Source organism: Aquibium sp. A9E412 (assembly GCF_030398335.1).
Lineage (GTDB): Bacteria > Pseudomonadota > Alphaproteobacteria > Rhizobiales > Rhizobiaceae > A9E412.
Genome location: NZ_JAOAOP010000023.1, coordinates 18,159 through 32,819, shown reverse-complemented (window position 1 = coordinate 32,819; position 14,661 = coordinate 18,159). Strand labels below are relative to the sequence as shown.

The following is a 14,661-nucleotide window of genomic DNA, read 5'->3' as shown; positions in this document are numbered from 1 at the left end:
GCGCCGATCTGCGGTTTCGCGAGAGGCAGGACGGCGCTCGGTCTCAGCCGGCGCCGCCGCCGTCACCGCGCGCGCCGACCCAGGCCGGCAGCGTCGTCGCCCGCCTGGTCTTCAGGTCGAGGATCAGCGCCACGGCGGCGCCGCTCGCCACCGCCGCGCCGTCGCGCGCCCGGCGGATCATGTGGTGCAGGATCACCGTGCGGTCGCTCGCCCGCTCGACGGCCGAGTGCAGCGTCAGCGGCTCGCCGGCGGCGGCCGGCAGGTGATGGGTGATCTTCATCTCCACCGCAACGCGGCCGCGGCCGTGCTCGCGCAGCCAGCCGGCGGTCACCCCGGCATGGCTCCAGGCGTGGGCTGCGGCGTCGGAGAAGCGGCCGATATGGCCCTGCTCGGCAAGTCGGCCGCGCCGGTCGCATTCGCCGGGCATCACGATCGAGCGGTGCGACAGCAGTCCGCCCATGGCGAGCACCGTGTCCGGCGCGAGCGGCGCCAGCGGATCGGCCGGCAGCCCGCGCGGCAGCGCCGCCTCGGCCTCGTCGGCGGCCACCGTGTGCCGGTGGAGGGCGCCGGACGACCAGTCGAGCGCGGTGGCGGCGAGCCGCCCCGTCTCGGCGTCCTCCATCAGGTGCACGACCCGGCCGTCGAGCGGTCCGCCTTCGATCGCCGCCGAGCGCACCACCGTCAGCGCGCCGGCGTGCAGCTCGGCATGGTAGCGCACATGGCGGTCGCGCGGCAGCGCCAGGTCGGCACGGCCGTGCCCCGAGTCCAGCTCGAAGAAGCGCGCCGCCTCGTCGAAGCGCTTGAAATAGAACTGCACGTTCATGTGCTCGTTCTCGTCGCACTCCCACGTGTTGACGAAGGAACGGTGGCTTTCGCGGAAGTCCGTCACGGGGCTGTCGCTGCTCCGGCTTTGGCGGGACCGGCCTGGTCGGCCGGCGGCGCGCGCGAGAATATCCGCGCGCGCGGAAGTTGCAAGCGCCGCCGGCGGTCGCGGCGGACCCTTGCAAAGCGTCGAGATCATTCCATAATCGCGCCAGACGATCCCGCACCCTCACAACAAGCAAAAGCGGGAAACGGGGAGGATGGCCTTGGCCAACGGCTTCACCTTCGTGGTTGCCGACGATCATCCGTTGTTCCGCGGTGCGCTGAGGCAGGCGCTGGCCGGCATGGGCGAGGGCGGCACGATCCTGGAGGCGGGCGACTTCGCCGCCACCAAGGCGCTGGTCGCCGACAATGACGAGATCGACCTGGTGCTGCTCGATCTCAGCATGCCCGGCGCCAGCGGCCTGTCTGGCCTTGTGGCGCTGCGCGGGCTGCACTCGGCGGTGCCGCTGGTCGTCGTTTCCGCGCATGACGATCCCGAGACGATTCGCCGCGCGCTCGAGCTCGGCGCCTCCGGCTTCATCTCCAAGTCGGCCAGCATGGAGAAGATCCGCGAGGCGGTGGAGACGGTGCTGGCCGGCGGCATCCACACGCCCGAGGACCTCGACCTCGGCGTCGAGGCCGACCCGGAGATCTCCGACCTGATCCGCCGGCTGCAGACGCTGACGCCGCAGCAGACGCGGGTTCTGGCGATGCTCGGCGAAGGCCTGCTCAACAAGCAGATCGCCTACGAGCTCGGCGTCTCGGAGGCGACGATCAAGGCGCACGTCTCCGCCGTCCTGCAGAAGCTCGGCGTCGACAGCCGCACGCAGGCCGTCATCCAGCTTTCCAAGATCGCCAGCGAGCCGGCCGCGACGGGGGCGTGAGCGCGCGCGATCGCCGACGCCGCCGTCGCAGTCCCGAGGGGCTGGACGGACGTCAGCGCTGGACGGATTCGATATAGGCGATGATGGCGCCGATCTGTTCCGGCGAGGCGATGAACTCCGGCATGTCGGGATGGCCGGTGACGATGCCTTCGGCGAAGCCTTCCTCGAGCGCGTCGATCGGGTAGCGCTCGGCCAGCGTGCGGAACGCCGGCGCGTCCGGGTGCGCGCTCTCGTCGTCGGTGCCCACACCGTGGCAGCGCGCGCAGTTCTCCTCGACCAGGGCGCGGCCATAGGCGATGTCGGCCGGCTCCTCGGCGCTCGCCGGTGCTGCGGCGAGCGCGCCGGCAAGCCCGGCCAGCGCCAGCGTCGTGATCATGCGCATCGGTTCGGCTCCTTCGCTGTCGGCCGGCTTCGCCCCGGGCCGCGCCGTGCCTTGCTCATCTTGCCTGTTGCCCGGCAGCCGGGTGCAGGCCGCGCCTGTCCCACCACTTTTCGAACTCCATGACAACCAGCAGCAGCGAGGCGATGCCGAGCATCGCGCTCCACTCGGCGAGCGAGACCGGGGCCACGCCGAGGATGCCGCTCAGCCAGGGGATGTACATCGCGGCGATGTGCAGCCCCTGCGCGGTCAGCACCCCGACGACCAGGAACGGGTTGGCGCGAAGCGGCTGGCGGAACACCGAGTGATGCTCGGACCGGCTGTTGAAGGCGTGCACGTTGGAGAACAGCACGAACAGGAGCAGCACCAGGTTGCGCGCCGCGTCCTCGGCCACGCCCTGGCTCGTCAGCCACCAGAACACCGCGAAGCTGCCCACCCCCATCACCGCCGTGGCGTGCCAGATGCGGCGGATCATGAGGCGGTCGAAGATCGGCTCGCGCGGCTTGCGCGGCGGATAGGTGAGCTCGTCGCCCTCCGCCCCCTCGGTCGCCAGCGCCACGTCCTGGATGCCGTTGGCCACCAGGTTGAGCCACAGGAGCTGCACCGGCAGGAGCGGCATCGGCAGGCCGAGGGGCATGGCGAGCAGGAACAGCACCACCTCCGCCGCGCCGGTCGACACCAGCAGGAAGATCACCTTGCGGATGTTGGCGTAGGCGACCCGGCCCTCAAGGATGCCGCGCACGATCGAAGCGAAATTGTCGTCGGTGATGATGATGTCGGCGCTTTCCTTGGCGACGTCGGTGCCCTTGCGGCCCATGGCGACGCCGACATGGGCGTGCTTGAGGGCCGGCGCGTCGTTGACGCCGTCGCCGGTCACCGCCACGAAATGGCCGTTGCGCGCCATCGACATGACGATCGACAGCTTCTGCGCCGGGTCGACGCGGGCATAGATCACGGCGCGCCGCGTCAGCGCGTCGAGCGCCGCCTCGCCCTCGGTCTCGGCCGCGCGCAGCGCCTCGCCGGTCACCACCTGGTCGTCGTCGAAGACCAGGCCCGCCTGACCGGCGATCACGCTGGCCGTGCGCGCGTCGTCGCCGGTCACCATCGCCACGGCGATGCCGGCGCTGTGGCAGTCGGCGATCGCCTGCGGCACCTCCTGGCGAACGGGATCGCGCAGGCCCGCCAGGCCGAGGAAGACGAGGTCGACCAGATGGTGCTCGCCGTAGTCGCCGTCCGGCTCTGTCGCGATCTCGCCCTCGGCGAAGGCGAGCACGCGCAGGCCGCGCGCGGCGAGTGCGCTCTTCTGGGCGAGCAGCCGCTCGCGGTCGGCCGGCACCACGCCGTCGCGGTCGGCCATCCGCCCGGCCATGGCGATCAGCGTTTCCGGCGCCCCCTTGACGAACACGCGCACGCGGTCGCGGCTGCGGTGGAAGGAGGCGGCGTAGCGCAGGTCCGGCTCGTAGGGAATGCGTGCGACCGGCTCGCGGTCGGCGCCGATCTCGCCGGCGATGCCGCTGCGCTGCGCCGCCTCGAGCAGCGCCACGTCGACGGTGTCTCCGATGCCCACCGTCTCCTCCTCCGCCTCGATCAGCCGCGCCTCGTTGGGCAGCGTCGCCGCGCGCAGCAGCGCCACCAGCCGGTCGCGCGTCGCCGGCTCGTGCGCGTCGGGCGGCAGCGCCTCGCCGGGGCTGGCAAGGCCGCGGTCGACCAGCGTGCCGTCGGGCAGGCAGATGTCGGTGACGGTGAGCTCGTTGCGCGTCAGCGTGCCGGTCTTGTCGGTGGCGATCATCGTGCACGAGCCGAGCGCCTCGATCGCCGGCATCTTGCGCACGATCACGTGCACGCGCGCCATGCGCCGCATGCCGATGGCGAGCGCCACGGAAATGGCGACCGGCAGGCCTTCCGGAATCGCCGCCACGGCGAGGCCGACGGCCATCATGAACAGCTCCGACAGCCCCATGTCGCGCAGCAGGCCGATGCCCATCAGGGCGGCGATCGCCACCGCCACCGTCAGCGCGATGGTGCGCGAGAAGCGCTCCATGCGGATGACGAGCGGCGGCTGCATGATCGAGCGTCGGGCGATCTGGGCGGCGATCTTGCCCATCTCGGTGTCGCGGCCGGTCGCCGTCACCAGCCCGCGGCCGCGGCCGCGCGTGATCATCGAGCCGGCGAAGGCGCGGCCGCCGCGCGCCTCCGCGTCGTCGCTCGGCGCCTTGCGCACCGGCTCGGATTCGCCGGTCAGCAGCGATTCGTCGCAACGCAGGTCCGCCGCCGCCAGGACGCGCAGGTCGGCCGGCACCCGCGCGCCGGCCTCCAGCAGCACCAGGTCGCCCGGCACCAGCCCGCGCGCGTCGATGACGCGCTGGTGGCCGTCGCGCACCACCGTCGCCTGCGGCTCCTCGAGCTGGCGCAGTGCCGCCGCCGCGCGCCCGGCGGAGTATTCCTGGCCGGCGCCGATGACGCCGTTGAGCAGCAGCACCGCGCCGATGAAGACGGCGTCCTTGATGTCGCTCAGCGCCAGCGAGACGAGCGCGGCGGCCAGCAGGATGTAGATCAGCGGGCTGAGGAACTGGCGCAGGAAGACCGCCACCAGCGAGGGCGGCGGCGCTTCCGGCAGCGCGTTCGGGCCGACGCTGGCAAGCCGCGCGCGGGCCTCGGCCTCGCCGAGGCCCGCCGCTTCATGCGGTGCAATGCCGGACGGTTCGGCGGCGTGCAGCAAGGCGCGCTCCATCACAAGGGGTCTCGGCGCGGCCGCTCGCGGCCGCATGTGCGCCGGCCCGGCCGGCGGGCGGGCCTCAGCGGGCCATCAGCACCGGCACGGCGGGCGCCTCGACCATCGAGCGCGTCACGCCGCCGAACACCCGCTCGCGCAGCCGCGAATGGCCGTAGCCGCCCATCACCACCAGGTCGGCCGACAGGTCGCCGGCATGCTGGGTGAGAACCTCGGCGACCGTGTGGCCGCAGCTCGGCAGCCGGTCGACGGCGACGCTGGCGCCGTGGCGCGCCAGATAGGCGGCGAGATCGGCGCCGGGCTCCGGCGCGTCGCCGGCCGGATCGACCATCGTCACGCGCACGTCCGTGGCGCCGGCCATCAGGTCGAGCGCCTCGCGCACGGCGCGCGCCGCCTCCACGCCGCTGTCCCAGGCGACCAGCACGGTGGCGGGCTTGAGCGTCGCGCGCTTGCCCTCCGGCACCAGCAGCACCGGCCGGCCGGATTCGAACAGACCCGCGTTCACCGTCGCGGTCTTCAGGTTGGGGCGCGTGGCGAGCTCCGGTCCGATGACGATGAGATCGGCATAGCGCGCCCGCCGGCCGACCACGTCGTCGGCCTGGCTCTTTTCGGGATAGGCGCTGTCGACGTCGCTCGACACGTCGAACCCGGCGAGCCGCTCGGACACGGCGGCCATGCGCGCGTCGAGCGCGGCGCGGTCGTTGTCGCGCTCCTGCATCCACACGTCGGAGGCGACCGCGGCATACTCGCCGCCGGGCGGCGGCGGCGCGAGCGCGACGATCAGCACCGACAGATGCGCGTCGGCCTCGCGCGCCAGCTCGAGCGCCAGATCGAGGTCGCGGTCGGACTGGTCGACGCCGAGCACACACAGAAGAGACTTGAAGGGCATGGGTACTATCCTTGTCATGGAGCGTGCGGCCGCGCCGCGCTGCCGGCCCCGAAGGGCACGGGCCGCCACGGATTGTGCCGTCTCGCGTCGGTCGATCCTTTGATCCGCATCAAGGAGACGCGCGCCGGCCGGCCTATGGCTTGGGCAGGACGCAAACGAGGATCGACACCGATGTCAGCAGCGAGCGAACGCACCGAAGACTTCCGCCACGTGCGCATGGAACTGGCGCGCGAGAAGGGCCACCCGATGGGCGACCGCGGCGACGGCTACGACCTCGTCGTGCCGCTCGACGCCGAGGGCCGGCTCGACGCCGCGCAGTGGAAGAAGCACCAGGAGGCCTGTCGCGTGCGCCGCTTCCGGCCGGGCGCGGAGGACCTGATCGGCAGGCTGCGGCGCAAGCCGGGCGGCACCTGGTACTTCGACTATGCCGAGGGCGAGGACGACGACGAGATCGGCTTCCGCCTCGGCGAGGAGCGTTTCGTGCCGGGCGAGTACGTGTCGGTCCGCAGCGACGGGGCCATGCACACCTTCCAGGTCACCCTGGTCGAGAAGCTCTGAGCGGTCCGCCCGCCGTGGCGGAACCGCGCGCGGCAGCCCGGGCGTTGTCTCGGGCAGCATCGAGGAGGTCGCCGTGATCGTCGAGGACCAGGCGCCGACCGTCGCCTTCCTCCGCCGGCCCGAGAGCCACGGCCTCGACGGCGCGGTGGAGGTGATGGAGACGCACATCTCCGTCATCTTTCTGGCCGGCGCGCGCGCCTTCAAGCTGAAGCGCGCGGTGCTGCTGCCCTATGCCGACTTCTCGACGCCGGCGCTGCGGCTGGCGGCGTGCGAGAAGGAGGTGGCGCTCAACCGCCGCACGGCGCCGTCGCTCTATCGCGGCGTGCGCCGCATCACGCGCGAGGCCGACGGCGGGCTGGCCTTCGACGGCGACGGCGCGACGGTCGATGCGGTCGTCGAGATGACGCGGTTTCCCCAGGACGCGCTGTTCGACCGCATGGCCCGCGAGGGGCGGCTCGACGCGCCGCTGATGGCCCGGCTGGCCGCGGAGATCGCCGCCTTCCACGCCGCCGCGCCGGTGGTCGAGGGCGAGGGCGGTGCCGACGTGATGCGGGGCGTGCTCGACATCAACGCCGCCGGCTTCGCCACCAGCCGCGTGTTCGGCGACGACGAGGTGGCCGCCTTCGACGCCCGCTTCCGCCGCGCGCTGGAGGGCCATGCCGGGCGCCTCGACCGGCGCGCGGCGGCCGGCCGCCTGCGGCGCTGCCACGGCGACCTGCATCTGCGCAACATCTGCCTGTTCGAGGGGCGGCCGCAGCTCTTCGACTGCATCGAGTTCAATGACCGCATCGCCACGGTCGACACGCTCTACGACCTCGCCTTCCTGCTGATGGACCTGTGGCATCGCGAGCTGCCGACCTTCGCCAGCCTGGTCGTCAACCGCTATCTCGACGTCACCGGCGACGAGGACGGCTTCGTGCTGCTGCCCTTCTTCATGGCCGTGCGCGCGGCCGTGCGGGCGCACGTGACGGCGACCCAGGCGGACGAGAGCGGCGACGCCGACGGCCGGCTGGCGCGCACCGCGCGCGCCTATTTCGCGCTGGCGCAGGCGCTGCTCGTCCCGGGCCGGGGATGCGTCGTCGCCATCGGCGGGCTCAGCGGCTCGGGCAAGTCGACCGTCGCCGAGGCGCTGGCGCCGCATGTCGGCCCGCCGCCCGGCGCGCGGCTTTACGAGAGCGACCGCATTCGCAAGGCGATGCACGGCGTTGCGAGCGCGACGCGGCTGCCCGATGCGGCCTATGGCTCGGAGGTCTCCGAGCGGGTCTATGACGCGCTCGCGCGGCGCTCCGCGGCGCTTGCCGCCGACGGCGTCGCCGTCGTCGCCGACGCGGTCTACGATCGGCCGGCGCGTCGCGCCGCCGTCGCCGCCCGGGCCGCGGCGGCCGGCGTGGCCTTCCTCGGCGTGTGGCTCGCCGCGCCGGCCGAGACGCTGCGCGCCCGCGTCGCCGCCCGCGCCAAGGGGCCGTCGGACGCCACCGTCGCCGTGCTCGAGCGCCAGCTCGCGCGCGATCCCGGCGCCGTCGACTGGCTGGCTGTCGACGCCGCGCGGCCGGTCGCCGACAGCGTCGCGGCGATCCGCGCCGCGCTCGGCGAGGAACGGCCGGAGGGCGAGGGGGCGGCCGCCGCGCCGGCCGGCCGGCGCGGCGTCAGTTGAGCGTCAGCCGGGCGAGCGACAGGCCCGGTTCGTTCGGGTGGCGCGACAGCTTGAAGCCGAACTCGCGGCACATCGCCAGCATCTTGACGTTCTCGCTCAGGATCATGCCCTCGATGGTGCCGATGCCGGTGGCGCGCGCATAGTCGATCAGCCTGGCGAGCAGCGCCCAGCCGAGGCCGTGGCCCTGCAGGTCGGTGCGCACGATCAGGCCGTACTCGGCCGTCAGCCCGTCCGGGGCGCAGGACAGCCGGGCGATGCCGGCGAGCGCGCCGCCGTCGGCCTCGAGCGCGACGAAGGCCATGTCGCGGGCGTAGTCGAGCTGCGTCAGGCGCAAGAGCATCTGGTCGGGAAAATGCTTGCGCGGCGCCAGGAAGCGGAGCCGGATGTCGTGCGCGGAAAGCTTGTCCACGAAGGGCGGGTAGAGCGCCACGTCGGCCGGCTTGACCGGCCGCAGCAGATAGCGGTGGCCGTCGAGCTCGACCGCCTGGTCCCAGCCCTCGGGATAGGGCCGGATGGCGAGGTCGGGGTTCGGCGCCGGCCGGTCGATCTCGTCGGGCGCGATCTCGATGCGCGCATCGAGCGCCACCACGCCGTTGGCGTCGGCGATTAGCGGGTTGATGTCCATCGAGGCCAGGCAGGGCAGGTCGACGATCATCCGCGACACCGCGTTGAGCGTGCGCAGCAGCGCCGCCCGGTCGGCCGGCGCGCGGTCGCGGTAGCCGGCCAGCAGCCGGCCGATGCGCGTGCGGTCGATCACGTCGCCGGCCAGCACGTCGTCGAGCGGCGGCAGCGCCACGGCGGTGTCGGCCACCACCTCGACCGCCGTGCCGCCGGCGCCGAACAGGATGACCGGGCCGAAGATCGGGTCGCGGCTCAGCCCGACGATGACCTCGTGGGCGTGGCGCCGCTCGACCATCGGCTGCACGGCGAAGCCCTGGATGTCGGCGTCGGGCCGCGCCTTGGCGACGCGCGCGCCGATCGCCTCGGCCGCCTCGCGCGCTGCCGCCGCCGTCTCCAGCCCGAGCACCACGCCGCCGACGTCGGACTTGTGGCTGATCGCCTTCGACACCAGCTTGACGACCAGCCGTCCGCCGGTCGCCAGCAGCGTTGCGGCCGCCTCCTCGACCGCCTCGGGCGTCTCCGCCACCACCGTCTTCGGCACGGCGATGCCGTAGGCCTCGACGGCGGCCTTGGCCTCCGGCTCGGTCAGCACCCGGCGGCCCTCGGCGGCGGCCTTGCGGAAGATCGCCAGCACCCGCTCGCGGTCGCCGGCGACATCGGCCGTGCCGCTCGACGGCACGCGCGTCAGGGCGCGCTGGCGCTGCGACCAGTTGTAGAGGTATCCGACCGCCGTCGCCGCGTCGTCGGGCGTCTCGAAGCTCGCCACGCCGGCGTTCTGCAAGAGGTGGCGGCCGCCGCGCGCCGTCGCCGCGCCGAGCCAGCAGGTCAGCACCGGCTTGCCGGAGATCGTGCCCTTGCTGGCCAGCCCGGCCACCGCCTCCGCCGCCTCGATCGGCGAGGCGAGCCCGGTCGGGCAGTTGAGCACGAGCAGCGCGTCGACGCCGGGATCGGCCGCCACGGCGGCGACCGCGTGGGCGTAGCGCTCGGCCGGCGCGTCGCCGATGATGTCGACCGGATTGGCGCGCGACCAGTTGGCCGGCAGCGCGGCGTCGAGCGTCGCCATCGTCGTCTCCGACAGCTCGGCCAGCGCGCCTGCCCGGTCGATCAGCCGGTCGAGCGTGAGCACGCCGGCGCCGCCGCCATTGGTGACGATGCCGACCCGGGCGTGCTCGACAGGCCGGAAGCGGGCCAGGATCTCGGCCGCGTGGAACAGCTCCGCCAGCTCCTTGACGCGCAGGATGCCGGCGCGCATCAGCGCCGCGTCGACCACCCGGTCGGCGCCCGACAGCGCGCCGGTGTGGGTGGCGGCGGCCCTGGCCGACTGCTCGTGGCGGCCCGACTTGATGGCGATCACCGGCTTGATGCGGGCCGCCGCGCGCGCCGCCGACATGAACTTGGCCGGGTTCGGAATGCTTTCCAGATACATCAGGATGGCGCGCGTGCGCGCGTCGCCGGCCAGCATGTCGAGATAGTCGCCGACATCGACGTCGGCCATGTCGCCGAGCGACACGATGTGCGAGAAGCCGACATTCTCCTCCGCCGCCCAGTCGACCAGCGAGGTGGCGATGGCGCCCGACTGCGACAGCAGCGCCAGCCCGCCCTCGGCCGGCGCCATGTGCGCGAAGCTGGCGTTGAGCCGCGCCGGCGGCACGATCAGGCCGACGGTGTTGGGGCCGATCAGGCGCAGCATGTGGGGCTTCGCGGCATCGAGCATCGCCTGGCGCAGGCCGTTCTCGCGCGTCAGCCCGGCAGTGATGACGACGGCCGCCCGCGTGCCCTTCTCGCCGAGCGCGGCGACGACGCCCGGCACGGTGTCGGGCGGCGTGGCGATCACCGCCAGGTCGGCCGGCCCGGGCAGCGCCGCGACGCTGCGATGGCACGGCCGCCCCCACACCTCGCCATATTTCGGATTGACCGGCAGGATGTCGCCGGCAAAGCCGCCCTCGATGATGTTGCGCATCACGATGTTGCCGACCGAGCCCTCGCGCCGCGAGGCGCCGATGACGGCGACCGACTGCGGCCGCGCGGCGTATTCCAGGTTCCGGATCGTCATGCCGTCTCGCCCTCTCGCTCTGGTCCGCGCCCGCGCCGTGGTCCGGGCGGCCGATGGCCGCGCCCGGCGCCGTCCGCCTTGACCCGCATCAAGGCGCTGCGCCCGCCCGGTGCCCGGCCGCGTCGCCCGCGCACAGCGTGCCGGACATTCGTGTCGTCCGTTCGACGAAGGCCGGCGCCGGTCGTCGCCACACTATCCACGCGGCCGGCAGCTCCGTCCATGGCACGCGGCACCTGCGCCGCGCGGCGGATGCCCGCGCGGCCCGCGGCCGGTCGTCGTCGGAGGGCGGGAAGGCCGAAGCCCTTCGGGGCGGCGCGGCCTGCCGCGCCGCCCGTTCAGCGCAGCGCGGCCGCGATGTTGCCGCCGTCGACGGTGGTCACGTCGGCCGTGGTGCGCTCGGCCAGCGCCTGGTGCAAGAAGGCGCGCGCCACGTCGTCGGCCGTCACCTCGAGGCCGAGCAGGTTGCCCGACAGATAGGCCTTCTCCGACACGTTGCGCGCCTGCGCGCGGCTGGCGATCATCGCGTCGGTCAGCAGGCCGGAGCGGATGCGGTCGGCGTTGACGGCGTTGGCGCGGATGCCGATGGCGCCGTATTCCAGCGCATACTGCCGCGACAGGAACAGCGTCGCCGCCTTGGGCAGGCCGTAGGCGCCGAAATTGGCGCCCGGATTGACCGCCTGCTTGGAGGCGTTGAACAGGAGAACGCCGCCGGTGCGCTGCAGCTTCATCAGCCGCACCGCCTCGCGCGCCACCGCCTGGTGGGCGAAGAAGTTGAGCTCGAAGCTTTGCCGCAGCACCGCGTCGTCGAGCGTGCCGATCTCGCCCTCGATCGCCGCGCCGGCGTTCGACACGACGATGTCGACGCCGCCGAAGCGTGCGACCGCGGCCTCGAACAGCGCCGCCACCTCGGCGCCAGCCGTCACGTCGCAGGCGATGCCGACGGCGCCGTTGCCGGCTTGCGCGGCGGTTGCCTCGGCGCGCGTCCGGTCGAGGTCGGCGACCACGACATGCGCACCGTTGGCCGCGAACAGCCGGGCCGTCGCCGCGCCGATCGCGCCGCCGCCGCCCGTCACCACCGCCACCTGGCCGGTCAGCGGCAGCGTCCTGGCGCCGGCCAGCTTGGCCTGCTCGAGCGACCAGTATTCGAGCCGGAACAGCTCGTCCTCGGGCAGCGGCGTGAAGCGGCCGAGCCGCTCGGCGCCGGTCACAGCCTCGATCCAGATCTCGCCGACATCGGCCGAGATCGCCGCGTCCTTGGCCGTCTTGCCGAAGCCGAACAGGCCGACGCCGGGCACCAGCGCCAGCCGCGGCATCGGGTCGAGCATGGTGCGCGCGACGTCGTCGAGCGCGTCGCAGCGCTCGAAATAGGCGCGATAGTCGTCCGCGTAGGCGGCGACGCGGCGGCGTGCCTCCTCGGCCCAGGCGTCGAGGCCGTCGGGCGTCGGCGCCGGCAGGATCAGCGGCTTGTTCTTGATGCGGATCGTCAGGTCGGGCGTCGACACGCCGCGCGTGCCGTAGTCGGCCAGCTCGGCGCCGTCGACGAAGTTGCGCACCGCCTCGCCGGTGCGGAAGTCGGCGACGAAACGGGTGAAACGGCCGTCGCCGCGCGCTTCGGCCACCGCGCCGCGCAGGATCGGCGCCAGCGCCTGCGGCGCGGCCGTCTCGGCAGGCAGCGCGGCGGCGGGAAACACGCTGCGGCCGTTGTCCGCGACGTGCGCCTCGGCCCGCGTGACATGCGCGATCATGCGCTCATAGGCCTCGCGGGCGCTGTCGCCGAAGGTGAAGATGCCGTGCTTGTCGAGGATCAGCCCCTCGACCGACGGGTCGGCCTCGTAGACCTCCGCCGCCGCCTTGGCGAGCTGGAAGCCGGGCATGATGTAGGGCACGAAGCCCATGCGCGCGCCGAACACCTCCTGGCAGATCGCGCGGCTGTCCTCCTGGTCGACCAGCGCCAGGATGGCGGTCGAGTGGGTGTGGTCGACGAAGCGGTGCGGCAGGTAGGCGTGCAGCAGCGTCTCGACCGACGGGTTCGGCGCCTTGGGGTCGAGCAGGTTGAGCCGCTGCAGCGCCACCATGTCCTCGTCGGCGAGCCGCGCCAGCCGGCGCGCGCGGCGCAGCGGCTCCAGCTTGACCGCCGGCAGGCCGGCCGGCTCGATGACCGCCATGTCCCAGCCGCTGCCCTTGACGCACAGCACCTCGTGGCGCTCGCCGATCAGGTCGCTGCGTTCGGTCTTGTAGGAGGTGTTGCCGCCGCCGTGCAGCACCAGGCTCGGCACGCCGCCGAGCAGCCGGGTGGTGTAGACGCGCAGCGCCATGCCCTCCTCGACGCCCCTTGCGGCGTAGTCCTCGACGATCCGGCGGGCGTCGGCGTCGTTCCAAAGGCTCTTCATCGTGTCCTCGATCGCGTGGCGCCGCGCCGGGCCGGCGCGGCCGTTGTCCTGGGAAGGCGCGTGCGGTCAGGCGGCCGCGCCGGGGCGCAGCCGGGCCAGCCCGGCGCGGCTCGCCTCGCAGATGCCGGCCTCGGTGATCAGTCCGGTGACGAGCCGACCGGGCGTGACGTCGAAGGCCGGATTGGCGGCATTCGAGCCGTCGGGCAGGATGTCGACGCGCTCCAGCGCGCCCGAGGCGCCGCGGCCGCCGACATAGCGCACCTCGTCGGCCGAGCGCTCCTCGATGGGGATCTCGGCGACGCCGTCCTCGATGGTGAAGTCGATGGTCGGCGTCGGCAGCGCGACGTAGAACGGCACGCCGTTGTCGGCGGCGGCGAGCGCCTTCAGATAGGTGCCGATCTTGTTGCACACGTCGCCGTTGGCGGTGGTGCGGTCGGTGCCGGTGATCACCATGTCGACGCGGCCGTGCTGCATCAGGTGGCCGCCGGCATTGTCGACGATCACCGTGTGCGGCACGCCGTGCTTGCCGAGCTCCCAGGCGGTCAGATAGGCGCCCTGGTTGCGCGGCCGCGTCTCGTCGACATAGACGTGCACGGCGATGCCCTTCTCGAAGGCCTTGTAGATCGGTGCGGTGGCGGTGCCCCAGTCGACGGTGGCGAGCCAGCCGGCGTTGCAGTGGGTCAGGATGTTGACCGGCTCGCCCGGCGCCTTGTCGGCCGCCAGCGCCTCGATCAGCGGCAGGCCGTGATCGCCGATCGCCGAATTGATCGCCACGTCCTCGTCGCAGATCGCCGCCGCCTCGCGATAGGCCGCCGCCTGCCGCTCGCCGGCCGGCAGCCCCTTCAAAAGCCGCTGCATGCGCGTCAGCGCCCAGCGCAGGTTGATCGCCGTCGGCCGCGTCGCCGCCAGCCGCTCGGCCGCCGCCGCCAGGTTGCCGTCGGAGGGGTCGGCGCGCATGGCGAGCGCCATGCCGTAGGCCGCCGTGGCGCCGATCAGCGGCGCGCCGCGCACCAGCATCGCCCGGATGGCGTGCGCGGCCTCCTCCACGTCGCTCAGCGCCGCGGTGGTGAAGCGGTGCGGAAACAGCGTCTGGTCGAGAATGCGGACCGTCTCGCCGTCCGCGTCCAGCCAGATCGTGCGGTAGGGCGTGCCGTCAATCTTCATGCCGGTCCGTCTCCTCGAGGTTCACATAGCTCGGCGGCTCGAAGCGCGGCGTGCACACGCAGTAGAACTCGAGGTCGCCGTCGCCGTCATTGGTGATGCGCTGCGCCGCGCCGGCGGCGATCAGCGCCTGGTCGCCGGGCGCGAGCCGCTGCGCCACGCCGTCGATCTCGACCACGCCGCGACCCCGGCGCACGACGTAGCGCTCGGCGACCCCGTCGAGACGGTGGAGCTGGGTCGTCACGCCGGGCTCGACGCGGCACAGGGCGAGCGAGACCTCGGGCGCCTTCGGCGTGTTCATCAGTTCGGTGATGAAGCACCGCTCCTCGGTCCAGAATTCCGGTCTGTCCTCGCGGGGAACGAACCACTCCGGCAGCATCGCGCTCCAAGCCTCATCGTCGCGGTCGGGCTTTTCTAGCGGCGAGATTGACAAATGTCAAAACAGATTGTTTTTTGTCAGAGACGGTCCGAAATCCG

The 14,661-nt window shown here is 73.0% G+C and carries 11 protein-coding genes; 3 read left to right on the top strand and 8 right to left on the bottom strand.

Annotated features, from left to right (window positions below):
* Positions 1-43: 43 nt before the first annotated feature.
* The gene (locus N1F89_RS10630) at positions 44-889 is read right to left on the bottom strand and encodes a thioesterase family protein (protein ID WP_290083934.1); all 846 of its coding nucleotides are present in this window, start codon (positions 887-889) and stop codon (positions 44-46) included.
* Between the two features lie 199 nt (positions 890-1,088).
* Between N1F89_RS10630 and N1F89_RS10625 the strand changes: the two genes are divergently transcribed.
* The gene (locus N1F89_RS10625) at positions 1,089-1,748 is read left to right on the top strand and encodes a response regulator transcription factor (protein ID WP_290083973.1); all 660 of its coding nucleotides are present in this window, start codon (positions 1,089-1,091) and stop codon (positions 1,746-1,748) included.
* A gap of 52 nt (positions 1,749-1,800) precedes the next feature.
* Here the strand turns inward: N1F89_RS10625 and N1F89_RS10620 are convergent, their stop codons facing one another.
* The 3 genes from N1F89_RS10620 to N1F89_RS10610 form a co-directional block, all read right to left on the bottom strand.
* Positions 1,801-2,130 (bottom strand): cytochrome c, encoded by a 330-nt coding sequence (locus tag N1F89_RS10620; RefSeq protein WP_290083932.1) that lies wholly within the window; start codon positions 2,128-2,130, stop codon positions 1,801-1,803.
* A 55-nt stretch (positions 2,131-2,185) separates the two neighbouring features.
* Positions 2,186-4,858, bottom strand: a complete 2,673-nt coding sequence (locus N1F89_RS10615) for an HAD-IC family P-type ATPase (RefSeq protein ID WP_290083930.1) — start codon at positions 4,856-4,858, stop codon at positions 2,186-2,188.
* Between the two features lie 64 nt (positions 4,859-4,922).
* A complete protein-coding gene (locus N1F89_RS10610) occupies positions 4,923-5,747 on the bottom strand; it encodes a universal stress protein (protein ID WP_290083929.1) in 825 nt (274 codons plus the stop codon).
* Between the two features lie 171 nt (positions 5,748-5,918).
* On the opposite strand from N1F89_RS10610, the gene N1F89_RS10605 reads away from it, so the two are divergent.
* Positions 5,919-6,305 carry a hypothetical protein gene (locus N1F89_RS10605; protein WP_290083927.1) on the top strand — a complete coding sequence of 129 codons (387 nt, stop codon included), beginning with the start codon at positions 5,919-5,921 and terminating at the stop codon, positions 6,303-6,305.
* A 73-nt stretch (positions 6,306-6,378) separates the two neighbouring features.
* A complete protein-coding gene (locus tag N1F89_RS10600; RefSeq protein WP_290083925.1) occupies positions 6,379-7,959 on the top strand; it encodes a bifunctional aminoglycoside phosphotransferase/ATP-binding protein in 1,581 nt (526 codons plus the stop codon).
* On the opposite strand, the gene N1F89_RS10595 is transcribed toward N1F89_RS10600, so the two are convergent.
* The 4 genes from N1F89_RS10595 to N1F89_RS10580 all read right to left on the bottom strand — a co-directional run bounded on the left by N1F89_RS10595 (position 7,952) and on the right by N1F89_RS10580 (position 14,563).
* On the bottom strand, positions 7,952-10,633 hold the full coding sequence (locus N1F89_RS10595; RefSeq protein WP_290083924.1) for a bifunctional acetate--CoA ligase family protein/GNAT family N-acetyltransferase: 2,682 nt from the start codon (positions 10,631-10,633) through the stop codon (positions 7,952-7,954). The two genes, N1F89_RS10600 and N1F89_RS10595, sit on opposite strands and share 8 nt — an antisense overlap.
* A gap of 335 nt (positions 10,634-10,968) precedes the next feature.
* On the bottom strand, positions 10,969-13,023 hold the full coding sequence (locus N1F89_RS10590; protein WP_290083922.1) for a bifunctional aldolase/short-chain dehydrogenase: 2,055 nt from the start codon (positions 13,021-13,023) through the stop codon (positions 10,969-10,971).
* A 66-nt stretch (positions 13,024-13,089) separates the two neighbouring features.
* Complete coding sequence (mtnA, locus tag N1F89_RS10585) at positions 13,090-14,187, bottom strand: S-methyl-5-thioribose-1-phosphate isomerase (protein WP_290083921.1); 1,098 nt, start codon at positions 14,185-14,187, stop codon at positions 13,090-13,092.
* Positions 14,177-14,563 (bottom strand): cupin domain-containing protein, encoded by a 387-nt coding sequence (locus tag N1F89_RS10580; RefSeq protein ID WP_290083919.1) that lies wholly within the window; start codon positions 14,561-14,563, stop codon positions 14,177-14,179. The genes mtnA and N1F89_RS10580 overlap by 11 nt, the downstream gene beginning before the upstream one ends.
* Positions 14,564-14,661 lie beyond the last annotated feature (98 nt).

Bases quoted from the DNA above. Each gene is read 5' to 3' on its own strand.
- N1F89_RS10580 (WP_290083919.1), bottom strand. From the start codon at position 14,563: ATGCTGCCGGAGTGGTTCGTTCCCCGCGAGGACAGACCGGAATTCTGG.
- N1F89_RS10595 (WP_290083924.1), bottom strand. From the start codon at position 10,633: ATGACGATCCGGAACCTGGAATACGCCGCGCGGCCGCAGTCGGTCGCC.
- N1F89_RS10620 (WP_290083932.1), bottom strand. From the start codon at position 2,130: ATGCGCATGATCACGACGCTGGCGCTGGCCGGGCTTGCCGGCGCGCTC.
- N1F89_RS10610 (WP_290083929.1), bottom strand. From the start codon at position 5,747: ATGCCCTTCAAGTCTCTTCTGTGTGTGCTCGGCGTCGACCAGTCCGAC.
- N1F89_RS10605 (WP_290083927.1), top strand. From the start codon at position 5,919: ATGTCAGCAGCGAGCGAACGCACCGAAGACTTCCGCCACGTGCGCATG.
- N1F89_RS10615 (WP_290083930.1), bottom strand. From the start codon at position 4,858: ATGGAGCGCGCCTTGCTGCACGCCGCCGAACCGTCCGGCATTGCACCG.
- N1F89_RS10590 (WP_290083922.1), bottom strand. From the start codon at position 13,023: ATGAAGAGCCTTTGGAACGACGCCGACGCCCGCCGGATCGTCGAGGAC.
- mtnA (WP_290083921.1), bottom strand. From the start codon at position 14,187: ATGAAGATTGACGGCACGCCCTACCGCACGATCTGGCTGGACGCGGAC.